The organism is Paenirhodobacter enshiensis (assembly GCF_000740785.1).
Taxonomy (GTDB): Bacteria; Pseudomonadota; Alphaproteobacteria; order Rhodobacterales; family Rhodobacteraceae; genus Rhodobacter; species Rhodobacter enshiensis.
Genome location: NZ_JFZB01000020.1, coordinates 58299 through 84119 on the forward strand (window position 1 = coordinate 58299; position 25821 = coordinate 84119).

General features: G+C 65.2%; 19 protein-coding genes. 13 read left to right on the plus strand and 6 right to left on the minus strand.

What is annotated here, in order from left to right:
* Positions 1 to 3 precede the first annotated feature (3 nt).
* From CG50_RS10770 to CG50_RS10780, 3 genes are all read right to left on the minus strand, one after another.
* Entirely contained in the window at positions 4 to 825 is an 822-nt protein-coding gene (locus CG50_RS10770; RefSeq protein ID WP_036638094.1) for an ABC transporter permease, read from the minus strand.
* A 4-nt stretch (positions 826 to 829) separates the two neighbouring features.
* On the minus strand, positions 830 to 1765 hold the full coding sequence (locus CG50_RS10775) for an ABC transporter permease (RefSeq protein WP_036638096.1): 936 nt from the start codon (positions 1763 to 1765) through the stop codon (positions 830 to 832).
* Positions 1766 to 1862: 97 nt separating this feature from the next.
* Positions 1863 to 3368: an ABC transporter substrate-binding protein gene (locus CG50_RS10780; RefSeq protein ID WP_036638098.1), complete on the minus strand. Its 1506-nt coding sequence runs from the start codon at positions 3366 to 3368 to the stop codon at positions 1863 to 1865.
* A gap of 134 nt (positions 3369 to 3502) precedes the next feature.
* On the opposite strand from CG50_RS10780, the gene CG50_RS10785 reads away from it, so the two are divergent.
* From CG50_RS10785 to repC, 4 genes are all read left to right on the plus strand, one after another.
* The gene (locus tag CG50_RS10785) at positions 3503 to 4384 is read left to right on the plus strand and encodes a LysR family transcriptional regulator (protein ID WP_036638101.1); all 882 of its coding nucleotides are present in this window, start codon (positions 3503 to 3505) and stop codon (positions 4382 to 4384) included.
* A gap of 184 nt (positions 4385 to 4568) precedes the next feature.
* Positions 4569 to 5780: a plasmid partitioning protein RepA gene (gene repA / locus CG50_RS10790; RefSeq protein WP_036638103.1), complete on the plus strand. Its 1212-nt coding sequence runs from the start codon at positions 4569 to 4571 to the stop codon at positions 5778 to 5780.
* On the plus strand, positions 5780 to 6736 hold the full coding sequence (gene repB, locus CG50_RS10795; RefSeq protein WP_036638105.1) for a plasmid partitioning protein RepB: 957 nt from the start codon (positions 5780 to 5782) through the stop codon (positions 6734 to 6736). The genes repA and repB overlap by 1 nt, the downstream gene beginning before the upstream one ends.
* 178 nt (positions 6737 to 6914) lie before the next feature.
* The gene (repC, locus tag CG50_RS10800; protein ID WP_036638106.1) at positions 6915 to 8093 is read left to right on the plus strand and encodes a plasmid replication protein RepC; all 1179 of its coding nucleotides are present in this window, start codon (positions 6915 to 6917) and stop codon (positions 8091 to 8093) included.
* Between the two features lie 320 nt (positions 8094 to 8413).
* On the opposite strand, the gene CG50_RS10805 is transcribed toward repC, so the two are convergent.
* From CG50_RS10805 to CG50_RS10815, 3 genes are all read right to left on the minus strand, one after another.
* The gene (locus tag CG50_RS10805) at positions 8414 to 9421 is read right to left on the minus strand and encodes a formamidase (protein ID WP_036638108.1); all 1008 of its coding nucleotides are present in this window, start codon (positions 9419 to 9421) and stop codon (positions 8414 to 8416) included.
* Between the two features lie 126 nt (positions 9422 to 9547).
* Positions 9548 to 10456, minus strand: a complete 909-nt coding sequence (locus tag CG50_RS10810; RefSeq protein WP_036638142.1) for a response regulator transcription factor — start codon at positions 10454 to 10456, stop codon at positions 9548 to 9550.
* The gene (locus CG50_RS10815; protein ID WP_081880391.1) at positions 10446 to 13970 is read right to left on the minus strand and encodes a hybrid sensor histidine kinase/response regulator; all 3525 of its coding nucleotides are present in this window, start codon (positions 13968 to 13970) and stop codon (positions 10446 to 10448) included. Before CG50_RS10815 ends, CG50_RS10810 begins: the two co-directional genes overlap by 11 nt.
* Before the next feature lie 267 nt (positions 13971 to 14237).
* Between CG50_RS10815 and urtA the strand changes: the two genes are divergently transcribed.
* The 9 genes from urtA to CG50_RS10860 all read left to right on the plus strand — a co-directional run.
* Positions 14238 to 15509 (plus strand): urea ABC transporter substrate-binding protein, encoded by a 1272-nt coding sequence (urtA, locus tag CG50_RS10820; RefSeq protein ID WP_051909902.1) that lies wholly within the window; start codon positions 14238 to 14240, stop codon positions 15507 to 15509.
* Positions 15510 to 15776: 267 nt separating this feature from the next.
* Positions 15777 to 16703: an urea ABC transporter permease subunit UrtB gene (gene urtB / locus CG50_RS10825; protein ID WP_036638109.1), complete on the plus strand. Its 927-nt coding sequence runs from the start codon at positions 15777 to 15779 to the stop codon at positions 16701 to 16703.
* A gap of 11 nt (positions 16704 to 16714) precedes the next feature.
* Positions 16715 to 17854 carry an urea ABC transporter permease subunit UrtC gene (gene urtC / locus CG50_RS10830; RefSeq protein WP_051909903.1) on the plus strand — a complete coding sequence of 380 codons (1140 nt, stop codon included), beginning with the start codon at positions 16715 to 16717 and terminating at the stop codon, positions 17852 to 17854.
* A 9-nt stretch (positions 17855 to 17863) separates the two neighbouring features.
* Entirely contained in the window at positions 17864 to 18613 is a 750-nt protein-coding gene (urtD, locus tag CG50_RS10835) for an urea ABC transporter ATP-binding protein UrtD (RefSeq protein ID WP_036638111.1), read from the plus strand.
* Between the two features lie 10 nt (positions 18614 to 18623).
* Positions 18624 to 19313, plus strand: a complete 690-nt coding sequence (urtE, locus tag CG50_RS10840; protein WP_081880389.1) for an urea ABC transporter ATP-binding subunit UrtE — start codon at positions 18624 to 18626, stop codon at positions 19311 to 19313.
* Positions 19314 to 20267: 954 nt separating this feature from the next.
* A complete protein-coding gene (locus tag CG50_RS10845; protein ID WP_245615691.1) occupies positions 20268 to 20915 on the plus strand; it encodes a MetQ/NlpA family ABC transporter substrate-binding protein in 648 nt (215 codons plus the stop codon).
* Between the two features lie 13 nt (positions 20916 to 20928).
* Entirely contained in the window at positions 20929 to 21732 is an 804-nt protein-coding gene (locus CG50_RS10850) for a MetQ/NlpA family ABC transporter substrate-binding protein (protein ID WP_036638116.1), read from the plus strand.
* A complete protein-coding gene (locus CG50_RS10855) occupies positions 21729 to 22844 on the plus strand; it encodes a methionine ABC transporter ATP-binding protein (protein ID WP_211248604.1) in 1116 nt (371 codons plus the stop codon). The genes CG50_RS10850 and CG50_RS10855 overlap by 4 nt, the downstream gene beginning before the upstream one ends.
* Positions 22845 to 23407: 563 nt before the next feature.
* The coding region (locus tag CG50_RS10860) for a beta strand repeat-containing protein (RefSeq protein WP_152559493.1) at positions 23408 to 25821 on the plus strand (2414 nt) is incomplete at its 3' end.

Here is a 25821-nt window from a genome sequence, read left to right on the forward strand (position 1 = left end):
GGCTTATCCCTTCGGCTTGAGGGCGGTCGACAGCCCCTCGCCCATCAGCGAGAAGGCGATGCCGATCCACACGATGGCGAGGCCGGGAAACAGCGTCATCCACGGCGCTTCACGCATGTAATCAATGCTTTCGACGATCAGGATGCCCCATTCGGGCGCCGGCGGCTGCACGCCGAGGCCGAAGAACGACAGCGCCGCCACCGCCTGCACCGTCAGCACCACATCCGACATCGCATAGACCAGCGCCGGGGTGACGGCATTGGGCAGGATGTGGCGCAACAGCACCCGGAACGTGCCGAAGCGCAGGACCCGCGTCGCCTCGATATATTCGAGGCGGGCGATCAGGATGGTCTCGCCGCGCACGATGCGGGCATAGCCGATCCAGTTCACCACGAAGAAGGCGATGTAGAGGTTCGCCTCGCTCGGGCCCAGAACGCCGACGATGGCGAGGACCAGCACGTAGAACGGAAACGCCCAGACCACATCCGTCAGCCGCATCAGCGCCGCATCGACCCGGCCGCCGAAATAGCCCGCGACCAGACCGACGAGCGTGCCGAAGGCCATCGGGCCGAACACGCAGATCACCGCGATGCGCAGATCGAAGAGCGCGCCGGTCAGCACGCGGGTCAGAATATCGCGGCCGAAATTGTCGGTGCCGAACCAGTGGCTGAGCGAGGGCGGCTGCATCGCCGCGCCGAAATCGAGCGCATATCCGTCCCACGGAGACAGCACCGGCACCAGCGCCGCGCCCGCAAGCATCAGGGCGAGCATCGCCACGCCCACGGCACCCGCCCGGCTGCGCAACAGGTTTTTCAGGACAAGCAAGGGCTTACTCCAGTCGCACGCGCGGATCGGCCAGCGCGTAACAGATGTCGGTGATCAGGTTCACGATCACCACGAGGATGGCGAAGAACACCGTCAGCCCGCGGATCACCGGCAGATCGCGCGCGACGATGGCGTCGATCAGCAGGCTTCCAAGGCCGGGGACCGAGAAGATCTTCTCGACCACCACGGTGCCGCCGATGATCCAGCTGACCCGCACGCCGATGATCGAGATCGTCGAGATCAGGCTGTTGGGCAGCACGTGGCGCAAGAACACCTGCGCCCCGGTCAGGCCCTTGGCGCGGGCGGTGTCGACGTAATCGGCCTTGAGCGTGTCGATCAGCGCGGCGCGCAGGCTTTGCTGGATCAGGGCCGCGGTCGACAGCCCGACCACCAGCGCGGGCAGGAACAGCCGGTAGATGTTCTGAACAACCCCCTGCCCCACGCCGCCCGTCGGAAACCACCCCTGACCGAGCGCCAGCCACAGGATCAGCACATAGCACAGCCAGAACGGCGGCATCGCGATCAGCGCGACGAAGACCTGACGGATCGCCCCGTCCACCGCCGTGCCCCGCTTCAGCGCGGCGAGGATCGCGAAGGGCAGCGCCACGACCAGCGCGATCAGCGTCGAATAGGCGACGATGCCGAGGGTGAAGGGCAGCCGTTCCGCCACCAGCGCAATCACCGGCACCTTGTGGAAGATCGACACGCCGAAACTGCCGGTCACGCAGTCGCGCAGGAAGTAAAGGTATTGCACCCAAAGGGGTTGATCGAGACCCCAGAGCCGGCGCATCGCGGCAAGCTCTTCGGGGCTGGCGCGGGTGCCCATCGCGCGCGAGGCCGGATCGCCCGGCATCACCTGCAACAGCATGAAGCCGATCAGCGTGATCCCGATCAGAACCGGGATCAGCATGAGAAGCCGCTTGAGAATGACCTGTATCATGAACCGTCCGGGATCGCAGGAAAAGTGCCCGCCCCCGTGAAGAAAGGGGCGGGCCAGAGGACCGGCGCGACCGGGAGGCACGCGCCGGCAGGGGAACTCACTTCTGGATCGTCACGTCTTCGAGCCGGAAGTTCGACGTCGGCAGGACCGAAAAGCCCTTGACGTAATCCTTCTCCGCCCAGGCGGTCGCGGGGTGATACAGATAGATGAACGGCGCGCCGTCATGCAGGATCTGGATCATCTCCCTGAACATCGCGCCGCGTTCCGGGCCGTTCACCGTCTGGCGCTCCTGAGCGTAGAGTTCGTTCAGCCGCTCGTTCTTCCATTCGGTGTGATAGGCGTTGGCGCGCTCGGGGTTGACGGCGACGAAGCCGATGATCTGATCGGGGTCGATCGTGTCCGAAGTCGCGTAGCTGAGCGACATCTGATAGTTGCCGGCTTTCGTCGTCGACCATTGCGTGCCGTTTTCCAGCATCTGGATCTTCAGCTTCACACCGACCTGGGCAAGCATCGCCTGCAGCGCGATGGCGGTGTTGCGCTGCGTCGCGATGCCCGAGTTGACCAGCATCTCGGCCTCGAACCCGTCGGGATAGCCCGCTTCGGCCAAAAGCGCCTTCGCCTTCGCCGGATCGTAGGGATAAGGCTTCAGATCCGGGTCGGCATAGGCCATCACCGGCATCGCCGAGGCGGCGGGCTTGCCCTCGCCATAGAGCACGCCCTTGATCAGCGCGCTCTTGTCGATGGCGTAGTTCAGCGCCTGACGCACCTTCTCGTTGCCGAGCGGCGCGTAGCGCGTATTCAGCTGCACGAAATCGGCCCGGTAGGGAATGACCTCGCCGGTGGTGATGCCGGGTTTCGCCTTCAGCTCCTTGAGCTGGTTGAGCGGCGGATCGAGCGCGACATCCACCTCGCCCGCCTCCAGCTTGATGACGCGGGCCGAGGGCTCGGTGACCACCTCAAGCACCGCCTCGTCGACCGCGGGCTTGCCCTTCTGCCAGTAATAGGGGTTCTTCGTCAGCTCGATCGAGGCGCCGCGGGTCCATTGCCTGAGCACGAACGGGCCGGAGCCCACCGGGGCATCGAAGAAGGCGGCGCCCTTCGCCTCGACCTGGGCCTTGGGCAGGATCGCGGCGGCGAACAGCGCGAGGTTGTTGAACGCCGGGGTGAACGGCTGGGCGAGGTGCATCACGATGTGATGCGGATCGGGAATGTCGAAGCTGGTGATCGGGCGGTAGAACCGGCCCCAGCTCGATTCCTTGGACGCCGCCCGCTCGATCGAGAATTTCACGTCCTCGGCCGTCACCGGCGTGCCGTCGGAGAATTTCGCATCGCGCAGCGCGAAGCTGATCGTCAGCCCGTCGTCCGAAACCGTCCAGCTTTCGGCGAGGCCGGGTTCCAGCTTTTCGCCGCTCGCGTCGGGGCGCACCAGCGTGTCGAAGATCAACAGCTGCGTCCAGATCGAGCCGTTGTCGCTCGTCGCGATCGGGTCGAGGCTGACGGGATCGTAGCCCATCGCGACGCGCAGGGTCTCGGCCTGAGCGCCGAAGGCGGCGCAGCTCAGCGTGCTTGCCAGAAGCAACGCGCGGAAAGTCAGTCTGGTCATTGTCGTTCCATCCTCGCCTGTTGTGCGATGCGCGACGCCGATCGGAATGCCGGCTGTCGTCTGACGGAAAGGTTAGACAGGCGCGACTTCGAGGAATAATAATAAATAAACGTGTTACTATCAGGATGCTGATAATGAACCTGCGCGAGATGGAACTGTTCGGCACGCTGATGCGGGTGGGCACCACGACGGAAACGGCGCGGCTGCTGGGGATTTCGCAACCCGGCGTCAGCGCGCAGCTGAAACGGCTTGAGGCGAATCTGGGCATCTCGCTGTTTCACCGCAGCGGCAACCGGCTGGAACCGACGCGCGAGGCGAACGAGCTGTTCGCGCTGTCCGCCCCGATCTTCAGCACCTACGCCCAGGTGCGCGAGCGTCTGCCCGCGCTGCGCAATCAGGCCGCCCGCCCGGTCGCGATTTCGGCAACGCCGGCGCTGGTCGAGGGGTTCCTCGGCCCGATCCTGAAGCGGGCGGGCTACATGAACTGGAAGCGGCGGCTGATCCTGCGGGTGAACTCGCCCGAAGAAGACCTGCGCCGCGGCACCGCCGACATCGGCCTGCAGATGGCCTTTCCGCCGAAGGCCGAATTCCAGTCGCATGGCATCGGCAACAGTTCTCTGGTCGCGGTGCTGGGTCAGGGCCACCCGCTCGCGCGCGAGCGCGAGCTGTTCTGCGCGATGATCGCGGCGCATCCTCTGGTGTGCTACAATGCGGACTGGTCGCCGATGGGCGCGACGATCCGCGCCGCCTTCGAGGCGCAGGGGCTGAGTTACGATCCGGCCTGCGTGGTGCCGTTTTGCGCCAATGTCTGCGACATGGTGCGGGCCTGCGGCGGGGTCGGGATCGTGGATGCGATGACCGCGCGGGAATATGCGATGCAAGGCGTGGTCTCGCGCCCGATCGTCGACATGCCGCCCATCGCCATTCTGGCGTTTCACCGCCGCAACGAACCGCTGAGCGCACCGGCGCAGGATCTGCTGTCGCATCTGGTGCGGGAGAAGGGCGCGCTGAAATAGCCTCGCCGCGGCCGGTTCGGGGCGCTAATGTGCCCCTGCCCCGCAGCCGTCGCACCCGCCGCCCACGCCCTGCACGCGCAGAATCGCTTGCCAGACTCGCCAATCTGTCGCATTCATTTACGCACAACAGTGAAATAATCGCCAAACAGCGTAACAAACGCGGCGGCGGCAGAGGGCAGCACAGATGGCAGAACACCGGATCGACCGGCTGGTCGGAGACCATGCGGCGAAGCTTTCAGAGCGGCTTCTGGCCCATCGCGCGCAGCTGTTTCCACCCGATGCGCACAAGCAGTTGCGCCGGTTCACCTCGGGCGAGGTCGCCGATCTTCTGGGGGTGAAGGACGCCTATCTGCGCAAGCTCAGCCTCGACGGGCGCGGCCCGCAGCCCGAAACCGGGCCCGGCGGGCGCCGCCTCTATACGCCAGACGATATCATGGAGCTGCGCAAGCTGCTGGAATCCGGGGCAAAAACGCCCGGGACCTATCTGCCCGGCCGGCGCACCCATGCGGATGGCAGCCGCGACCATCTGCAGGTTATCACCGTCATCAACTTCAAGGGCGGCTCGGGCAAGACCACGACGGCGGCGCATCTGGCGCAGAAATGCGCGCTCGACGGTTATCGCGTTCTGGCGATCGACCTCGACCCGCAGGCCTCTCTGTCGGCGCTGCACGGTTTTCAGCCCGAGTTCGATCTGCTCGACGGCGGCACGCTTTACGACGCGATTCGCTACGAGGATCCGGTGCCCCTCGCCTCGGTCATCCGGCGCACCTATTTCACCAATCTCGACCTGATTCCCGGCAATCTCGACCTGATGGAGTTCGAGCATGACACGCCGCGCGTCCTCTCCGGACGCTCGGGCCAGATGTTCTTTACCCGGATCTCCGAAAAGCTCGCCGAGGTCGAAGCGGATTACGATCTGGTCATCATGGACTGCCCGCCGCAGCTTGGATTCATCACGATGGCGGCCCTGTCGGCGGCAACGGCGGTGCTGGTGACGGTGCATCCGCAGATGCTCGACGTGATGTCGATGTGCCAGTTCCTGCTGATGACCTCGAACCTTCTGGGGGTGGTGGCGGATGCGGGCGGCAACATGGATTACGACTGGCTGCGCTACGTGGTCACCCGATACGAGCCCGGAGACGGGCCGCAAAACCAGATGGTCAGCTTCATGCGCAGCCTGTTCGGCGACCATGTGCTGAACAACGCGGTGCTGAAATCCACCGCCATCTCGGACGCCGGGATCACCAAGCAGACCCTCTATGAGATCGAGAAATCTGCTTTTACCAGAAGCACTTACGAGCGCGCGATGGAAAGCCTGAACGCGGTCAACGGCGAGATCGAGGATCTGATCCAGGAAGCCTGGGGCCGCACCCCGGTGCATAAGGAGGCCCGCTGATGGCACGCAAACACCTGCTCGACGGGTTGATGACGGGCGCATCGGCTGCGCCCGAACACGCATCCGAATCGCCGCTCGATCCCGGCCGGCCGCGGTTTTCCAAGGGGGCCATCGGGGCCATCTCGCGCTCGGTCGCCGATCTGCAGGCCCGCGCGCTGATCGAGATCGACCCGACGCTGATCGACGCGGGCGGGATGCAGGACCGGCTCGACAGCGACGATGCCGAGGACGCGGCGCTGCGCGACTCGATCGCCGAATACGGCCAGCAGGTGCCGGTTCTGGTGCGCCCTCACCCGACCGAGGAAGGGCGGTATCAGATCGTCTACGGCCGGCGCCGGGTGCTTGCGTTGCGCGAACTCGGCCGGCCGGTCAAGGCGCTGCTGCGCCAGCTCGACGACCGGGACCTGTTGCTGGCGCAGGGTCAGGAAAACACCGCGCGCCGCGATCTGAGCTTCATCGAGAAGGCGAATTTCGCCCGCCAGATGACTGCTGCCGGCTATGACCGCAAGATCGTCGGCGACACGCTGAGCATGGACAAGACGTTGATTTCACGTCTGTTGTCGGTCACCGACCGGGTTCCCGAAGCGCTGATCGTGGCAATCGGCGCGGCGCCTTCGGTCGGGCGCGACCGCTGGCTTGCGCTCGCCGACGCGATCGAGGCGAGCGCGCTCGACACCGATGAGATCGTTGCCCTGGTGAATACCGTGGGAGGGCCATCGGACAGCCGGTTCGAGGAAGCGTTGCGCCGCGCGCGTGGCCCCCGCCCCACCGCCGCCCCACGCCAGAAGGCCGCCCCTGAGATGGTTCGCTCTGAAAACGGCATCCCCCTCGCCCGGATCGAGCGCAAGGCCGGCCGGCTGACCCTGCAGTTCGAGAAGAAGCTAGACCGCGGCTTCGAGGACTGGCTGATTTCCGAACTTCCCGCGCTCCACGCAAGATGGGGCCGGAAGGACTGAACCCCGAGGCACGTTCAACAACAGGAGGCACGATACGGCAGAAAACTGAAAAGCCCCCCAGGACATGACATCCCGAGAGGCCCATTCCAGATTTAGCACCTCATGGATATGGCACCTCGCGCTTCACTGTCAACACCGTCTCGGCGGTGGCCGGAGGAATTTTGCCTTGTGAACCGTCATGGAGCAGATTTCAGCGACGCCTTTCGGGCGGCGGGCGGTCGATTGTGGCCTGCTGACCGCGCAGCGGCTGGCCGAGGCCCCCGCCCCTCTCGAATCCATCGACAAATGGCAGCTGTTCGACGCGTTGCGCACAGCGCGGGCAGCCTATGGCATCGGCGACCGAGATCTGACGGTGCTGAACGCGCTGCTCAGCTTTCTGCCGCGGCGCGATCTGTCGGACGAGGGCGGTCTGATCGTGTTCCCGTCGAACGCCACGCTTGGCGCGCGGGCGCATGGCATGGCTGAAAGCACGCTGCGCCGGCATATCGCGCGGCTGGTCGGTGCCGGTCTGATCGCGCGCCATGACAGCCCGAACGGCAAGCGCTACGCGACACGGGCGGGCAGGGGCGAGCTGCTGCACGCCTACGGCTTCTCGCTGCGCCCGCTGCTGGTGCAGGCCGGGGCGATCCTGGCCGCCGCCGAAAGCACCGAGGCCGAGGCCCGCCGTCTGCGGCTGATGCGCGAAGCGGTCGTCGTCATGCTGCGCGACATCGCCAAGCTGCGCACCTTCGCCCTCGCCGAAGCGCAGATCGCCCCGGACGAAGCGCTGGACGCCGAGATCGAGACCCTGCGCACCGCGCTGCGCCGCAAGCCGGAACTGACCCTTCTGGTGCGACTGAACGGACTTGCCCGCGCCCTGCTGGAACGCGCCCGCGCCGCCCTTCCCGAACCCGTGGAAACGGCGATTCCGGACGGCAATGACAGCCAGAATGAGCGGCACCATCTGAATCAAAATACCTATCACCTTGATTCTGAATCGCGCGATGAAGCACAAGCACAGACCGCAGGGCAGGGCGAGAAGGCACCGGACCTGCCGCTGACAATCGTGCTGAAGGCCTGCCCCGATATCGCGCTTTACGCGCCAGCTCCGATCCGGAGCACGGCGGATCTGGTGCGTGCGGCGCGGCACGTTCATCCCATGGCCGGGATCGCTGCCGATGTCTGGGCCGAGGCCGAGGCGGCCATGACCTCTCCCGTTGCGGCGATCGTCATGGCTGCGCTGCTGCAACGTATCGAGAGCGTGCGAAATCCCGGCGGCTATCTGCGGCATCTGACAGCGCAGGCGCGCCTTGGGCAGTTCACGCCAGGCCCGATGATCATGGCGCTTCTCGCCCCGACGAACCGGCGCGCGGCATGAAGTTGACAGCTGTCAACTCCGGGGAAAATGGGCCAGACGGCGTGTCGGACACCCGGTGGCCGTCCCGAAGACCGTCTGGGGCAGCGCTCTCTGGCAGAGGGGGAGTTCGATCACGGGCGCGCCGGATCGGAGGCGTTAAGGTAGCGGCGCACGTCACCTTATATCGCATAACATATTGAAAAATATCGTTTACTGAGGCAGCGGCGCCATCAGGCAGCATCTGCCGCCCGGATCTGCCATCTCTCTGCCCCGGGGCCCGGTGCTCCAAACGGCAACCGGGCCCCGCAGGGCCCGGCTTGGTTCAGCTTAGCGCGTTGGCGTCACTTCGGAAGCGGGCCGAGCTTCACGCCGTCGGGATAATACTTCCAGCCATCGCGGATCTTCACCTTGTTGTCCCAGGGCAGCTTGTATTCGCCCCTGGCCAGATCCTCGACCCAGGTGAGATAGTTCGCCGTCTCGCCGCCCGGCTTGCCGACATAGGCGCGGCAGCCGAGGTTGAAGATGTTGTTCTCCAGCGCCCAGTTCTCGCGCGCCTTGTCGGCAAGGCGGGGGAACAGCTCGGCGGTGACGATTTCCCAGGGGTTGCGGTGGCCCTGCTGGATGACGTTGCCGTCATAGTTGCACACCGTGCCCTCGCCGAAATAGTAGAACACGCCGTCATAGCCCGCGAGGTTGACCGAAATCGTATACATCAGGTTTTGCCAGGCATTGCTCTGGTTGGTCCAGATCCACTGATCGTTGACCTGGGTCGAATAGCCCGAGATGCGGATGTAGACGTTGGCGCCCTTGTAGGCCGCTTCGCGCGCGAGTTCGGGGAACATGCCGTCGTGGCAGATGCACACCGCGAGCTTCGATCCCTTCGGCCCGTCGCACACCGGCATCCCGAGATTGCCCGGCGACCACGGCTCGATCGGCACCCAGGGCTGAAGCTTGCGGTAATGCAATGCAATCTCGCCCTCGGCATTGACGATGATGGCGGTGTTGTAGGGCGGTTTCGCCGGGTCCTCGTTCTTCTCCATCAGCGAGAACACCGCCCAGACCTTGTTGTCGGCGCAGGCCTTGCGGAACTGCGCAATCTCGGGCGAGTCGAGCGTCAGGAGCATCTCGTCATAGGTCCAGATCGCGGTGTTCAGGCCCTGAGTGGAATATTCGGGAAAGACGATCAGGTCGAGATCCGGATACCCCGCCTTCGTCGAGGCAAGGGCCTTGCAGATCTGATCGACCTGCACCTGAATATCCTGCGGTCCCTTGATGACCGGGACCGGATACTGGATCATTGCGACGAGAAGCGCCTCTTCCCAGGCGCTCACACTTCCGGTGCTGCCCATGTTCAGTTCTCCTGTTGGGACTATCTGCCATTCAACGTATCGGCAGGGGCATTGTGAAAGCGCCGGCGGGGGCGCGATATGCGTCACCCGCCCCCACCGGCTACGTCATTCGACGTAGTCCCGGGCTCAGTTGCCGTTCATCGCCCGGTCGGCCAGCACCGCGGCGGCGGTGCGGTTCTCCACCCCCATCTTCAGGAAGACCTGTTCGAGGTGCTTGTTCACCGTCCGCCCGCTGAGGCCGAGGATCGTGCCGATGTCGGTGTTGGTCTTGCCGAGGGTCAGCCAGAACAGCACCTGAGCCTCGCGTTCGGTCAGACCGAAGCGGCCGGCCAGCATGTCTTCGCGGCTCTGGCCGGAGCGGTCGAAGATCGAGAACTGGATCTCGCCGCCGGCCCCGGGGCCGAGGCAACTGAGTTCGAGGGGGCCCGCGCTCAGCCGGCGCGATTGCGACAGGGGGGTTTCGGGCAGCTCCTTCAGCCAGTCGAGCAATGCGCCGCTGGCCCGTCCGGCCGTCATCAGCCGGTCTCCGGGCACGCTTGCGAGCAGTTCCGCGGCGCGCGGCGAGGCCCAGGACAGTGCCCCGTCCGGCCGGAACGCCGCCACCGCGCGGCCGCAGGCATCGAGCGCGCGCCGCGCGCTGTCGAGCATCCGCGCATTCGCCAGATGCACGCTCAGCCTCGCGATCAGCTCTTCGAGGTTGAGCGGCTTCGTCACGTAATCGACGCCGCCCGCGTGCAGCCCGCGCAGGATATGTTCGGGCTGGCTCAGCCCGGTCATGAAGATCACCGGCGCGGTGACCGAATGCGGTGGCTCGCGCAGGCGCCGGCAGGTCTCGAACCCGTCGAGGCCGGGCATCACCGCATCGAGCAAGATCACGTCGGGCCGCACCCGGCCGAGCAGTTGCAGCGCCGCCGTTCCGTCCCGGGCGGCGACGGCGACGATCCCGGCGCCTTCGAGCGCCTCGGACACCATCAGCAGCGCCGAAGGATCGTCGTCGACGATCAATGCGACGTAATGGCCTGGCTCAGGGCTCATCGGGGGCTCCGGCCGGCTGAAGGGACGGGTCGCAGGCATCGAGTTCATGGAGAATCCTTTCGAAATCGGCCTCGAGAAGGGCTGCGCGCAGCTTGCGGCGCAGGGCGGCGGGCAGTTCGAACCTGTCGAGGGCATCGCGCAGCGGCAGCAGGCGCGCACCGGCGGCCAGGCTGCGCAGCCGCGCCAGAGTATCGGCGGCCAGCATGACCGGAGCGGACCGATCGGGGGCAGGCGCCTCGGCTGTGCGGGGGGCGGGGGAGGGGCGGTCCGGCGACCCCCCGGCAGGGGGCGGCGCATCTTCTTCGGTCAGCCCCCCGGCGCTGCGCCGGTCGAGCCGCAACAGATCGTCGATCCGGGCGAGAAGATCGTCGAGGATGCAGGGCTTCGCGATGAAGGCATCGTGCAGCGCGATCTCGCCGGGGCCGGGGTCCGCCTCCATCGCATGGCCCGACAGCACCACCACCGGCGTCGCGCGGTGGCCGTTGGTGCGCAACCAGCGGATCAGATGCCAGCCGTTCATCCCCGGCATGTCGATGTCGATCAGGAACAGATCCGGGGCAAGGTCGCCTTGCGCGATCAGCTCCTGCGCGGCCTCGGCCGAAGGCAGGGAAATCGCGTTGAAGCCGTGATCGCCGAGGTAATGTTTCATCAAGGTCAGGTGCACCTCGTCATCGTCGACGATCGCGACGGTGCAGGTCCGGCCGAGGTAATGCGCCGGCGCGGTCCGCTCCGGGGCGGGGGGCCGTGCCGCGGGGTCCGGCAGGGCGGGCCGCGCGGCGCAAGAGGCCCGTGCCGCGCCTTGCACCGCCCCCGGCAAGGGGGGCTCTGCCGCAAGCGCCGGCACCGAGGCAAGATAGATCTGCAAGGTGAACAGACTGCCCCGGCCCGGCGTGCTGGCCAGCCGGATCTCGCCGCCCATGATGTCGACGAGCAACCGGGTGATCGTCAGCCCGAGGCCAGAGCCGCGCTGTTTCACCCCGCGGCCGCGCTCGAACGGTTGCCAGATCCGTTCCAGATCCTCGGGGGCGATGCCGATGCCGGTATCCTCGACCTCGATCCGGGCGACCTGATTGCGCCACGAGATGCGCAGACGGACCTCGCCCTTCTCGGTGTAGCGGAAGGCATTGGCGAGCAGGTTGATCAGCACCTGCCGCAGGCGCTTTTCGTCGACCATCACCCAATCGGGCAGGGCGGAGCGATAGCTGACGACGAAGCCGATGCCGCTCTCGCGCGCGGTTTCCTCGAAGATTTCGACGATCTGGTGCAGCAGATCGGGCAGGCAGACCCGGACGCGGTTCAGTTCGAGCCGCCCCGCCTCGATCTTCGAGATGTCGAGAAGCCCCTCGATCAGCCCGGCCAGATGCTCGCTGCCGCGCCGGATCGCGCGCACCCCGTCGCGCTGCTGCGCCGAGAGGGAGCGGTCCGCCTCGAGGATCTGCGCGAAACCGTAGATCGCGTTGAGGGGGGTGCGCAGCTCGTGGCTCAGCCCGGCCATGTAGCGTGTCTTGGCGCGGTTGGCGTCCTCGGCGCGGTCCCTGGCCGATTGCAGGGCGAGGTCGGTGCGCTCGTGGGCGCGGATCTCGCGCATCAGCCGCGCGGTCTGGCGTTCGCTGTCCTGCTGGGCGGCACAGCGGGCCTCGCGCGACAGCAGGAACAGCCAGACCACCACCGCGGTGACGATTGCCGCCGTGGCGAAGGTGACGGCGAGCAGCGCATCGAGCTGCGCGCCCCCGGCGGCGCGGTGCATCCACCACAACAGCGCCCCGATCCCGCCCGAGATTGTCGCGGTGGCAAGGGTGAAGCGGGCGAAGCGACCGGTCATCACCCCCCTTGCGCCCGCGGGCAACAGCGGCGCGCTGGCGGCCCCGATCATCGCGGGCAAGGTGGCATGGGGGCGGCAGCGGTCGCCGCAGGAGGCGTCGAGCGTGCAGCACAGCGAACAGATCGGCGCCTCGTGGAACGGGCAATCGGTCATGTCCTCGGGGTCGAAGCGATACTGGCAGATGCTGCATTCGATCAGCTGATGCGCCATGTCGGGCGCGGGTCTGGCGATGTAGAACCGGCTGCGGGTGGCGAGTGCGATCGCGGGTGCGAAGACCACCGCCGCGCCGAGGGCGACGAAGGGCGACAATGCCGCCGCCGCCGGACCGAACGCCCCGGCATGGGCGATCAGCGACAGCGCCGCCGCCCCGACCATCGCCCCCATGCCGACCGGATTGACGTCATAGAGATGGGCGCGGCGGAACTCGATCCCGCGCGGCGACAGGCCGAGGGGTTTGTCGATCGTCAGATCGGCGAACAGCGCCCCGATCCAGGCCAGTGCCACATGGGCATAAAGCGACAGGGTGGTCTCGATGGCGGCGAAGACGCCAAGCTCCATCAGCAGCACGGCGATGGCGACGTTGAACACCAGCCAGACCACCCGGCCGGGATGCGCATGAGTGATGCGCGAGAAGAAGTTAGACCAGGCGATGGAGCCGGCATAGGCGTTGGTGACGTTGATCTTCATCTGCGACAGGATCACCAGCGCCCCGGTCAGCGCAAGCGCGACGCCCGGCGAGGGGATCACCTCGGCCAGCGCGGCATGATAAAGCGCGGTCGGGTCCAGCATGTGGATATCGTGCGACACGCTGCCCTGCGTCACCGCGAAGCTGATGAGCCACGACCCCGCCAGCATCTTCAGCGCGCCGAGAACCACCCAGCCCGGCCCGCCCGCGATCACCGAAAGCCACCATTTGCGGGTCTCGGCGCGGGTCTTCGGTTCCGGCAGGAAGCGCAGGAAATCGACCTGTTCGCCGATCTGCGCGATCAGCGCCAGCACCACCCCCGAGGCCGAGCCGAAGGCCACCAGCGCGGGCACCTCGTTGCCCTGCGGGTCGATCTCGGCGCGGCCGCGAAACCCGGTCCAGATGTCGAGGTCATAGCCCGAAAAGGCCAGCAGCACGAAGGGCAGCAGGTTCAGCACCACCCAGAACGGTTGTGTCAGGTTCTGGAACAGCGAGATCTTCGAGAAGCCATAGGCCACGAAGGGGATCACCGCCAGCGCCGAGACCAGATAGCCGATCCCCGGCGGCAGCCCGAACACCAGATCGAGCGCCATCGCCAGAATCGAGGCCTCGAGCGCGAAGAAGATGAAGGTGAAGCCGGCGTAGACCAGCGAGGTGAGGGTGGAGCCGAGATAGCCGAACCCCGCGCCGCGCGTCAGCAGGTCGATGTCGATGCCGTAGCGCGCCGCGTAATACGAGATCGGCAGGCTGGTGATCAGCATGATCAGCCCGGCGATGGCGATGGCGGCCAGAGCGTTGTGAAAACCCCAGTTCAGCGTGATGCCGGCCCCGATCGCCTCGAGCGCGAGAAACGAGATCGAGCCGAGCGCGGTATTCACCACCCGCGTCATCGTCCAGCGCCGGGCGCGCCGCGCGGTGAAGCGCAACGCGAAATCCTCCATCGTCTCATTGGCGACCCAACGGTTGTAATGCCGTCTCTCGCCGCTGGCCTGAAAAGCCCGGATCATCGTCTGTGCCATCCCTGAAGCGGGGCGTGCGGCGCCCCTTGTCGGTGCCCGGAATTCGCCCCGTGTCCCCGCGTCGGCGGGGCGGGTTTCGCGGCCGGTCCTTTGTCGTTGGGGGCCGACAGTAAGGGGAAAACCGCGCAGATGAATACGTTATTTGACGTATGTCCCGCCGGGGGGTCCGGGGCGCAGGTTCGGGGCAGGGCATGGCCACAGCGGCCCGCGGCCCGCTTCAACCGTCATCACCCGTCAGATCGAGGACCCGCATCCATGTCTCGAAAGATTTCCCTTCCGCCCGCTTTCGCCGCGCCGTCGCGTCGCGGCTTTCTCGCGGGGGCATCGGCTCTCGGTGCCACGCTGTTCCTGCCCAAGAACCTGCGCGCGGCCGATTATCCGACCGCCGCGGTGAACACCACGGGCCTTGCCGTGACCGACACCGAGGCCACCATCGGCATCCTGCATTCGGTCACCGGCACCATGGCGATTTCCGAGACCGGATCGGTGCAGGCCGAGAAGCTCGCGGTCGAGCAGATCAACGCCCAGGGCGGCGTGCTCGGGCGCAAGATCAAGGTGGTGCAGGAAGACGGCGCCTCCGACTGGCCGACCTTCGCCGAGAAGGCGAAGAAGCTTCTGGTCGACGACAAGGTCTGTTCGGTCATGGGCTGCTGGACCTCGGCCTCGCGCAAGGCGGTGCTGCCGGTGTTCGAGCAATACAACGGCATCCTCTACTATCCGACCTTCTACGAGGGGCTTGAGCAGTCGCACAACGTCTTCTACGACGGGCAGGAAGCGACGCAGCAGATCATCGCCGGCCTCGACTGGGTGACCAAGACCAAGGGCGCCAGGAGCTTCTATCTGCTCGGTTCGGATTACATCTGGCCGCGCACCTCGAACAAGATCGCGCGCAAGCATATCGAGGACAAGCTCGGCCTCGAAGTGGTGGGCGAGGAGTATTATCCGCTCGGGCACACGCAGTTCAACTCGGTCATCAACAAGATCAAGCTGAAGAAGCCCGATGTGATCTATGCCATCGTCGTCGGCGGCTCGAACGTGGCGTTCTACAAGCAGCTCAAGGCCGCGGGCATCGACCTGACGAAGGAAAAGCCGCTGTTGCTGACGATCTCGGTGACCGAGGACGAAATCCGCGGCATCGGCGGCGAGAACATCGAGGGCGCCTATGCCTGCATGAAATACTTCCAGTCGCTGAAGAACCCCAACAACGAGGCTTTCGTGAAGGCGTTCAAGGCGATGTGGGGTCAGGACATGGTGATCGGCGACGTGACCCAGGCGGCCTATCTCGGCCCCTGGCTGTGGAAGGCCGCGGTCGAGAAGGCGGGCTCGTTCGACGTCGAGAAGGTGATCGCCGCGAGCCCCGGCATCGAGCTGACCACCGCCCCCGAGGGGTATGTCAAGATCCACGAGAACCACCATCTGTGGTCGAAGACCCGCGTCGGCCGCGCGCTGGCCGACGGTCAGTATGACGTGGTGTGGGAAACCCCCGATCTGGTCGAGCCGAACCCGTTCCCGGCCGGCTATCAGTAAGACCCGGCCAGTAAGACCCGGCCAGTAAGACCCGGCCAGTGAGACCCGGCGGACGATGAACCCGGGGCAGGGCGCGGCCCGTGTCGCCCCTGCCTGCCGACCCGCCGCGGCCGGTGGCTTCAGGCCAGTCCGCATCCCCCGCCGGCCCGTCCGGCGGCTTTCCTTCCCACCGCCGGGGCCTTCGGGCCTCGCGCCGACTGAACGCCGGGTGCCCCCCGCACCCGGCGCTTTTCCCCCGTTTCCAAGCCCGTTCCCAAGGAGGTGACGATGTTCGCCGATTACAGCTGGGGCGACCTGATGTCGATCTTCGCCATGCAGGGCTTCGCCGGACTGATCCTGTTCTCCGTCTATGTGCTGATGGCCCTCGGTCTGGCCATCATCTTCGGCCAGATGGGGGTCATCAACATGGCGCATGGCGAGTTCATGATCCTCGGCGCCTATGTGACCTATCTGACCTCGAAGCTGTTCGCGGCCTTCCTGCCCGGATTGTTCGGCCTGTATTTCTTCGTGGCGATGATCCTTGCCTTCATCGCGTCGGGAGGTCTCGGGATGGCGGTCGAATGGCTGCTGATCCGCCATCTCTACAAGCGTCCGCTCGATACGCTGCTGGCCACCTGGGGCGTGTCGCTGATCTTGCAGCAGCTTTACCGCACGGTCTTCGGCGCGCGCGAGGTCGGCGTCGAGATCCCGCAATGGATGATGGGCTCGCTCACCCTCACCGATACGATCGAGATCCCGATCAACGGGCTGTTCGTGATGGTGCTGGCGATCGGCATCTCGGTGGCGATCTATGTGCTGATGTATCGCTCGGGCTGGGGGTTGCAGGTGCGCGCCGTGGTGGCGAACCGCGCCATGGCCGATGCGGTCGGCATCAATACCGCGCGCACCGACCGGCTGACCTTCGGTGTCGGCTGCGGTGTCGCCGGGGTGGCGGGGGCGGCCTTCACGATGATCGGTTCGACCGGGCCGACGGCGGGGCAGCTTTACATCGTCGATACCTTCCTCGTGGTGGTGTTCGGCGGCGCGGGCAATCTGCTCGGCACCATCGTCTCGGCCTTCTCGATCAGTCAGGGACAGTCGATCCTTGAATTCTTCCTCTCCGGCTCGACCGCCAAGGTGCTGACCCTGCTCACCGTGGTCATCATCGTGATGGTGCGCCCGCAGGGGCTGTTCGCTCTCAAACTCCGCAAATGACGAGGCCCGCGATGTCGCTTCTTTCTCCTTCGACGGAAGGCCGGACCGGCGCCTTCCTGAACCGCACCGAGCTGGCCGGAACCGTGGTGCTGGCGCTGTTCATCTTCGTGGTCCTGCCGCTGGTGCTCGATCCGTTCCGGCTCAACATGTTCGGCAAGTATCTGACCTATGCCTTCGTCGCGGTGGGGCTGGTGCTGTGCTGGGGGGCGGGGGGGATCCTCAGCCTCGGACAGGGGGTGTTCTTCGGGCTCGGAGGCTATGCGCTCGCGATGTTCCTCAAACTCGAGGCCTCGACCCCCGAGGCGACGAAGATCCAGTCCACCCCCGGCATCCCGGATTTCATGGACTGGAACCAGATCACCCAGTTGCCGCTGTGGTGGCAGCCGTTCCATTCGCTCGGCTTCTCGCTGGTGGCGGTGGTGGCGGTGCCGGTCTTCTTCGCCTTCGTGATCGGCACGGCGATGTTCCGGCGCCGGGTGGGCGGGGTGTATTTCTCGATCATCACCCAGGCCATCGCGGCGATCCTGACGATCCTGATTATCGGCCAGCAGGGCTATACCGGCGGCGTCAACGGCATCACCGATCTGCGCACGCTGAAGGGCTGGGACATCCGCCCCGACGGCGCCAAGGAGGTGCTGTATTTCGTCAACGCGGCACTGCTGTTCGTCTGCCTCGCCATCGCGCAGCTCATCCGCCGATCCAAGCTCGGCCGGCTGCTCATCGCGATGCGCGATCAGGAGGACCGGGTGCGCTTCTCGGGCTATGACGTCGCCTCGCTGAAGATCTTCATCTTCTGCGTCGGCGCCGCCTTCGCCGCCATCGGCGGGGCGATGTTCACCCTGCAGGTCGGCTTCATGTCGCCCACCTTCGTCGGCATCGTGCCCTCGATCGAGATGGTGATCTTCTGTGCCGTGGGCGGGCGCAACTCGCTGATCGGCGCGGTCTGGGGCACGCTTCTCGTCAACTGGGCGAAGACCGCCTTCTCCGAAACCTTCCCCGAGCTGTGGCAGTTCGGCCTCGGCGCGCTGTTCATCGCGGTGGTGCTGGTGTTCCCGAACGGTCTCGCGGGGATCTGGACGACGCATGTCGCGCCGGTTCTGGCCCGGCTTCTCGCCCGCGGCGAGAGCAAATCCACCACCCCCGCGGAATGAGGTGACACGATGGCTTATGTCAATCCACAGCAGATTCTGACGGTCGAGGATCTGACCGTCTCCTTCGACGGGTTCCGCGCGGTCGACGGGCTGAACCTGTATATCGCGCCGAACGAATGCCGGGTCATCATCGGGCCGAACGGGGCGGGCAAGACCACCGTTCTCGATCTGATCTGCGGCCGCACCAGGGCGAGCGGCGGCACGGTGCTGTTCAAGGGCCGCGACCTGCTGAAGATGCGCGAGGACCAGATCGTGCACGCCGGGGTCGGGCGCAAGTTTCAGACCCCCTCGGTCTACGAGGATCTGACGGTGCTGGAGAACCTCGAAATCTCTTATCCGCGCGGACACAGCGTCTGGGGTGCGCTGGCGTTCCGGCGCGATGGCGAGGTCATGGACCGCATCGCCGAGATCGCCCGCACGATCTTCCTCGCCGATGCGCTCGACGAGAAGGCGGCGTTTCTCAGCCACGGGCAGAAGCAATGGCTGGAGATCGGGATGCTGCTGATCCAGGACCCGGAGCTTCTGATGCTCGACGAGCCGGTCGCCGGCATGTCGGTGGCCGAGCGGGTGAAGACCGCGGAGTTGCTCAACCGCATCGTCTCTGACCGGTCGGTGATCGTGATCGAGCATGACATGAAATTCGTGGCCGACATCGCCACGCGGGTGACGGTGCTGCATCAGGGCAAGCTGCTGGCCGAGGGCTCGATGGCGCATGTGCAGGCCGATCCGAAGGTCATCGACGTCTATCTGGGCCATTGAGGAGAGCATCATGCTGAAAGTTGAGAATCTGCGCGCCTCTTACGGGCAAAGCGAGGTGCTGCACGGGCTGGATTTCACCGTGCCGCAGGGCGAGATCGTGGCGATCATGGGCCGCAACGGCATGGGCAAGACCACGCTGATGAAGACGCTGATCGGGCTGGTGGCGGCGCGCAGCGGCACGATCGAGGTCGACACGACCGAGGTCACCGCGCTCAGCCCGCATGAGCGGGTGGCGGACGGGCTCGGCTATGTGCCGCAGGGGCGGATGATCTTCTCGGCGATGACGGTCGAGGAAAACATCCGCACCGGGCTGACCGTCACCGGATCGCGCGAGGTGCCCGCGGCACTTTACGAGCTGTTCCCGGTGCTGCTGGAGATGCGCCGGCGGCGCGGCGGCAACCTGTCGGGCGGCCAGCAGCAGCAGCTGGCCATCGCGCGGGCGCTGGCCTCGAACCCGAAGGTTCTGCTGCTCGACGAGCCGACCGAGGGGATCCAGCCCTCGATCATCCGCGAGATGGCGCGCACGCTCCGGCGCATCCGCGACGAGCGCGGGCTGACCATCGTGGTTTCTGAACAGGTGCTGAGCTTCGCGCTCGACGTGGCAGACCGGGTGATGGTGATCGAGAACGGCGAATTCGTGCACGATGCGCCGCGCAGCGGGATTGATGCGGCCCGCGTCGAGAGGTTTCTGGCGGTCTAGAGCGGCTGGTCCGGCTCTTCGGTGGCGTGACCGGGGCCGGACCGCAGGGGCGTTCCACAGCGGGTGTTGACGCTGTCCTCCGGGCCGGCGGCGGCCGCTTCGTAAAGGATTTGATAATTGTTCCTTATCGCGAATATATGACATGGTCGCGTATTTTTCATGTGACCCGCATATTGGTGAAATTATGAGGATTTACGCCTTATCCATCTGTAATGAATTTTAACTGTATCGAAAGCGAGGCCGTCCCCGGTCTCGGAAACCCTCGTGCCGCGGTCATGGGCAAGGCTTCGGCCAGATCGGCAATGTGACCATCTTGTGGGCCGGAGGGTTTCGAATTTCCCGGCGCTCATCGAGGCCTCCTGGTGTGGATTTCCCGTCAGGCGGCGGCTGGTGCTTGCGCAAAGCACCGGGGTGTTATGCGGCATGGCTCATCCGGATCACATTCGGACCGCAAGGCCAGATCAGGACTGACGTCCGCCGGGTTCTCTTCTCTCCTTTCCGTGGCTGTCCTGACAATCGACCAGTTCGCCCCCGATTTCGGTAAGCCGGACGGCGAGCGCATGGTCATGCGTTCTCCGCCGCACGCGTCAGGCCCGGCAAAGCGGCGCCCCCCGCTTCGGAAGGGGCCGGTTTGCAGCGGGCAGAGCAAAAATTGCCCCCCGTGCCGGTGTTCGGAGAAACAGCCCTCTGTTTCGGCGGGCATCTACGAAATGGCAAAAAGATGAGTTCCGCATTAGCGTTAAAAGACGATCAAACTGATCGACTTTAACGCAGGCCGCGCGTGTCGCGCCGTGACGAAGAGCAAGGAATTCATCATGATCCGAACACTGTGCCTTGGCCTCGGGCTGATGCTGGCGGGGCAACCGGGGCTGGCGCTGACCATCGGTGTGACGCCCGGCGCGCTGGCCGATTCCGTCGAAACCGCCGCCACGCAGCCAGGGACTGGACGTCAAGGTGGTCGAATTCAGCGACTGGACCACGCCCAACGTGGCACTGGCGAACGGGGATCTGGACGCGAATTATTTCCAGCATCAGGCATTTCTGGACAATGCCAACCGCGAAACCGGTTACGGGCTGGTGTCGGTCGGGGTGGGAATCCTGCCCAATATCGGGCTGTATTCCAGCAAATATACGTCCATCGACCAGGTGTCTCAGGGCGCCCGGGTGGCGGTGGCCAGCGATCCGGTCAATCAGGGGCGCGGGCTGGCATTGCTGCAAACGGCGGGCCTGATCGCGCTGCGCGATGGCGTGGGGGCGCAAGGCACGCTGGATGACATTACCGGCAACCCCAGAAAGCTGAACATCGTCGAGATCGAGGGGCCGCAGCTGGTGCGGGCCCTGTCGGATGTGGATCTGGCGCAGGGCTATCCGTCCCATTACGTCAACGCCGGTCTGGCCGACATCGCGGGCCGGGCGCTGCTGTTCTCGGGCGCCGGGGACGCGTATTTCGCCATCCGTTTCGTGACCCGTCCCGATCGCCGCGACGACCCCGATCTGCAGCGCTTCATCCAGATCTACCAGACCTCTCCGGCGGTGCGCGACACCATCGCGGCCGGCTACGCGCATAACCCCGCGCTCTACTCCCTGCCCTGGCTCAAATAATCGGGAAATCACCATGAAACTGAAAACACTGGCAATCTCTGCCCTGTTCGTGCTGACTGCCGCGGCCGCGCAGGCGGCACCGCTGAAGATCGGCGTCGTGCCGGGCGCTTACAGCGATGCCGCGATCGTCGCCGCCGAAGAGGCGAAGGCTCGTGGCCTCGATGTCGAGGTGGTCGAGTTCAGCGACTGGACCACGCCCAACGTGGCGCTGGCGGCGGGCGACATCGACCTGAACTTCTTCCAGCACGTGCCTTTCATGGAAAATGCCGAGAAGCAGGGCGGTTATCATTTCGCCGCCGTCGCGCCCGGCATTCTGGCCAACCTTGGGCTGTATTCGCTCAGGCACAAGAGCTTCGACGAAATCCCCGACGGTGGCTCGGTCGCCATCGCGAACGATCCGGTCAATCAGGGGCGCGGGTTGCTGCTGCTGCAAAAGGCCGGGCTCATCAAGCTGCGCGACGGCGTGGGGTTTCTGGGCACGGTCGATGACATCGCCGAGAACCCGCGCCATCTGAAATTCACCGAGGTCGAGGGCCCGCAGCTGGTGCGGATCACCGGAGACGTGGATCTGGCGCAGGGCTATCCGCATTTCATCGTCGCCGCGGGCACCTTCGATCCCGCCAGCGCGCTGATCTATTCCGGCATCGAGGACCGCAAGTTCGCGGTCAACTTCGTCTCGCGTCAGGACAACAAGGACGATCCGCGCATCCGCGCCTTCATCGACGTGTTCCAGCACAGCCAGAAGGTCAGGGATCAGATCCACAAGTCCTTCGCCAACAGCGACAAGCTTTACATTCTGGCATGGGAGGGAAAATGACCCAGGCTCTTGCATTGGCCGGCACGCTGACCACCGGGGCAACGGTGGCGCAGCGCAGGGCGGGCACCGTCGTCTTCGAGAACCTCGGCAAGGTCTATCGCTCGTCCGCGGGCGAGGTGACGGCGCTGCGCGACATCACGCTGAACATCGAAGCGGGCGAGATCTTCGGCATCATCGGCCGGTCGGGCGCGGGGAAATCCAGTCTGCTGCGCACCATAAACCGGCTGGAAAGCCCCACCGCCGGCCGGGTGCTGATCGACGGGCAGGACATCGCGCAGCTGAGCGCGGGCGAGTTGGTGGACCTGCGCCGCAGGATCGGAATGATCTTTCAGCATTTCAATCTGTTGTCGGCCAAGACGGTGCGTGAAAACGTCGCTTTGCCGCTGCGCGTCGCCGGGGTTCCGGCGGACGAGATCCGCATCCGGGTGGATCAGGTTCTGACGCTGGTCGGACTGGACGGCAAGGGCGAGACCTATCCCTCGCGGTTGTCGGGCGGGCAAAAGCAGCGTGTGGGCATCGCCCGGGCGCTGGTGAGCCGTCCCGAAATCCTGCTGTGCGACGAGGCAACCTCGGCGCTGGATCCGGAAACGACGGTCTCCATCCTGCGGCTGCTGCGCGACATCAACCGCCGGCTGGGGCTGACGATCGTCCTCATCACCCATGAGATGAGCGTGATCCGCGAGATTTGCGACCGCGTGGTGGTGGTGGAGAAGGGCGAGACCGTGGAACAGGGGCCGGTCTGGCAGGTGTTCGGCACCCCGCAGCACGAAGCCACGTGCGCCCTGCTGCAACCGCTCGAGACCGGCCTGCCCGAGGATCTGGCCGACCGGCTGCGCGCCACCTGGCGGGCGGGCGATGAAACCCTGGCCGAATTGCGGTTTTCCGGCAGCAGAACGCCCGATCTGGCGGCCATCGGGGCCGCGGCGGGCGGACGGGTGCGGCTGATCGCCTCGCAGGTGGAACGCATTCGCGGCCATGCCATCGGCCAGGTTCTGGTGGCACTGGGCGCGGGACGACAGGTGGCCGATCTGGCCCCCTTTGCCGACAGCACAAGGAGTATCTTTACAGTAAGACGATCAGATATTCCGGAACGTGGACGGGTGATCATGTGATCACGTCCTCAACGCTTTCCGGCGAAGCGACCCAACTCCTCGAGACTCGTACGGACGGCCGCGTCAACAGCACAATTCGTGCTGGCGGAAGTGCTCTCGTCTCAGCCGATGGCGATCTTGAAAGCAGCGGTTTGATTCAGGCCGGTTATTCGGGAACGGTTGCGGATCGTGTCTCATTCGGGGATACGATCGCCGCAGTCGATCCGGTCGTCTTTGACGCCTCTCTGAACTCAGGACCCGGCACAGACACGGCAGTCACACCAGACCGGGGAAACAGCGGCTCCAGGCAGATATCCGCGCCGGGTGACACGAATGCCGCGACAGCGTCCGCAGCCAACCCCGGAACCAGCCTGGTTTCGCGCGCCCGCGCAGCGCTTCTCTCCGGCGTCACGGCCACAGGGCTGGCGCTTTCCTCTGCTGCGGGGGGGGCGGGGCCTGGCCTCACCTCCTTCTCGGGAGCTGCCACGGACGCGAACCTTTCTTCTGTAGCCGGTAACGGTGCGAGCGACGCCGGAGCGTCTTCGTTCACGGGAAGCACCTATGACGGTCCCGGAGCCTCGGGCATGTCCGGGGCTACCAACCCCGGGGCCAGCCGCAGCTCCGTCGCTGGCACGCCAACAGCCGATGTCACAACTTCCTCCGTCTCCGGCGGGGCTGTGTCGAGCTCGGGAAGCTCTGTCTCAGGCGGAGCGCTGTCCTCCGCAGCCGCCTCGCTCTTTTCCACGACAGGTGTTTCCGCCACCGGAACGGCGAGCGCGAATTCGGTATCGACAGATCCAGGCGCGCTGCAGGGAACGGATTTCGACTGGAATGGCTCCGTCCTGTCCACCTCGTTCACCCCGGCGCAAACGACGACCACAACCTCTGGTGTCGCATCGGCGCAAACCCGGTTTACGAAGGACGATCTGTCGGGCGAATCTGCTCCCTATACGTTCCTGTCTGCAACCTCGGGATTCGATCGGGACAGCGTGCTCGGTGGCACCGTCTCCGTATCCACAGCGACGCTCGATACGATTTTCGCGGACCAGTCAGCGGCTTTGTCAGCCTTGTCCGATCGGTCTGCAACCCTTGATGCGATCACCGCCTATCGTGATCAGGACTACTTCACCGCGACCAATACCGCAGCCAGCCAATCCGGAGCCGTCTCTCTGACCGTAGCTGGCGACACCGTCACCCTCACCGGCGGAACGGTCGTATCCTCTGGCGCGATTGCAATCTCGGCAACGACCCTGAACGCATCAGGCGTTCAGGGCAGCGCAAGCAGAGTCTCCGTCACGACCGCCACGGGCGATCTCTCTCTGAGCACCTTCTCCGACATCTCGACCGACAGCATGGCGTTGGAGGCCAACGGCGGTGACGTGCTGATTGATGTTTCCCGCGACTTTTCCGGAGATTTTACGGCCATTGCCGGGAATGACATCCGTCAGATCGGCACGTCGATCACGGCACAGAACATCGTGTATTCGGCGGCAAACGACATCATCATCAGCGCAGAAACGTCCAGCGTCACCTCTGACATTGTCGCAACCCAGATAAGCTCGAATCCCCGCTGGACCAGGGATGGCGACGAAGATCGTCACATCGTGACACAGGTTGTCGTCGGCAGTCAGACCGTCGCGACCGCGACGGCTGCCAGCGTTTCCGCCTCGGGAACACTCCAGATCATCGCGGGTAACGATGTCGACGTGACAGGGTCGACCCTGTCCGGGGAAGATGGCGTTCTCATCGTTGCGGGAAATGAACTTAATATTCTTCCCGAAACCTTGACCAACAGTTCCTCGCAGAAGGTGGGGAAGACGAGTTCCAGTTCGACCGTGGTCAGCAATGTGCTGAGTTCGGTCACAAGTGGTGGCGATCTTACCCTCGCTGCGGGCCTTGTCTTCGATTCCGACGGCTCCCTTGTCGCAGGATCAGGGGCGGGCGACCTTACCGTCGCAGGCGCCGCCCTCACGGCAGAGGGAACCCTCAGCCTTCTCGCCACGGGAACGGTCACAGTCGCCGCCGCGACCGACATCGCCATCAGCGAGAGCCAAAGCAAGAAGTCGTCACTCTTCAAGAAGACCACGAAGGTCACCTCTTCGACGGACATCACCCATATCGGCTCGACGCTCAGCGGGTCCGATGTGAAAATCTCGGGCACCGACATTACTCTTGCCGGTGCCGATATCGACGCCACGGGCAGCATTGGCCTCAGCGCCAGCGGCACCATCCTCTCGGGGGCCTATGCCGATGTTCACGAGAGCTACAGCCACAAAAGCTCGAGTTGGCTCGGTGGGCTGATCAATAATTATAGCACGACGAGCCAATACAGCACCGAGCTTTCCGGTTCCGATCTTCTCGCCGACGCCGATCTTTCGATGGTGACCGCGACCGGGGATATCACCTTGCAGGGCGGATCCTATACCGCCCGGACCGGAACCCTCACCATCAGCCCCGGCTCGGGCAAGCTGGTGCTGAGCGCTCTCGTCGATAGCGATCAGGGCTATAGCCAAAGCCAGTCGGACAACGGTGTCACGCGCACATTGACGACCGAAAGCTGGGACCGGGAAAGTGCTGCATACGCCTTGCTCTCCGGTGCTCAGACCGACCTCAAGGGCGTCACAGGCCTCACAGGCACAAGTGTGCGTGCCGGAACGGACAGCGATGGGGCTGTCACTCTGTCCTCTTCCGAGGGCATCGCAGGAACCGCCGCCTCTGTTGGCGCCTGGATCGACACGCTTCCGGATGATCTGCAAGGCAAGGCCGCCGCACTTGCCGTTCAGGGCCTCACGGACGCGTATTCCTACGACAGCACAACGTCCATGAACCCGGCATTCGGAGCTTTGGTCGCAATCGCGGCCTCCTTCGCCGTTGGGCCGGGGGGCTGGCTCAATCTCGACCTGACCGGTTGGCAGGCGGCTGTCACCTCGAGTGCCATCACCAGCGCCACGGAAGTTGCCCTCACGGGTAATTTCGATCTTGACGACATCATCACTGA

Excerpts from the sequence above, each read along its gene's own strand:
- CG50_RS10775 (WP_036638096.1), bottom strand. The coding sequence starts at position 1,765 with ATGATACAGGTCATTCTCAAGCGGCTTCTCATGCTGATCCCGGTTCTG.
- CG50_RS10780 (WP_036638098.1), bottom strand. The coding sequence starts at position 3,368 with ATGACCAGACTGACTTTCCGCGCGTTGCTTCTGGCAAGCACGCTGAGC.
- CG50_RS10785 (WP_036638101.1), top strand. The coding sequence starts at position 3,503 with ATGAACCTGCGCGAGATGGAACTGTTCGGCACGCTGATGCGGGTGGGC.
- repA (WP_036638103.1), top strand. The coding sequence starts at position 4,569 with ATGGCAGAACACCGGATCGACCGGCTGGTCGGAGACCATGCGGCGAAG.
- repB (WP_036638105.1), top strand. The coding sequence starts at position 5,780 with ATGGCACGCAAACACCTGCTCGACGGGTTGATGACGGGCGCATCGGCT.
- repC (WP_036638106.1), top strand. The coding sequence starts at position 6,915 with ATGGAGCAGATTTCAGCGACGCCTTTCGGGCGGCGGGCGGTCGATTGT.
- CG50_RS10805 (WP_036638108.1), bottom strand. The coding sequence starts at position 9,421 with ATGGGCAGCACCGGAAGTGTGAGCGCCTGGGAAGAGGCGCTTCTCGTC.
- CG50_RS10810 (WP_036638142.1), bottom strand. The coding sequence starts at position 10,456 with ATGAGCCCTGAGCCAGGCCATTACGTCGCATTGATCGTCGACGACGAT.
- CG50_RS10815 (WP_081880391.1), bottom strand. The coding sequence starts at position 13,970 with ATGATCCGGGCTTTTCAGGCCAGCGGCGAGAGACGGCATTACAACCGT.
- urtA (WP_051909902.1), top strand. The coding sequence starts at position 14,238 with ATGTCTCGAAAGATTTCCCTTCCGCCCGCTTTCGCCGCGCCGTCGCGT.
- urtB (WP_036638109.1), top strand. The coding sequence starts at position 15,777 with ATGTTCGCCGATTACAGCTGGGGCGACCTGATGTCGATCTTCGCCATG.
- urtC (WP_051909903.1), top strand. The coding sequence starts at position 16,715 with ATGTCGCTTCTTTCTCCTTCGACGGAAGGCCGGACCGGCGCCTTCCTG.
- urtD (WP_036638111.1), top strand. The coding sequence starts at position 17,864 with ATGGCTTATGTCAATCCACAGCAGATTCTGACGGTCGAGGATCTGACC.
- urtE (WP_081880389.1), top strand. The coding sequence starts at position 18,624 with ATGCTGAAAGTTGAGAATCTGCGCGCCTCTTACGGGCAAAGCGAGGTG.
- CG50_RS10850 (WP_036638116.1), top strand. The coding sequence starts at position 20,929 with ATGAAACTGAAAACACTGGCAATCTCTGCCCTGTTCGTGCTGACTGCC.
- CG50_RS10855 (WP_211248604.1), top strand. The coding sequence starts at position 21,729 with ATGACCCAGGCTCTTGCATTGGCCGGCACGCTGACCACCGGGGCAACG.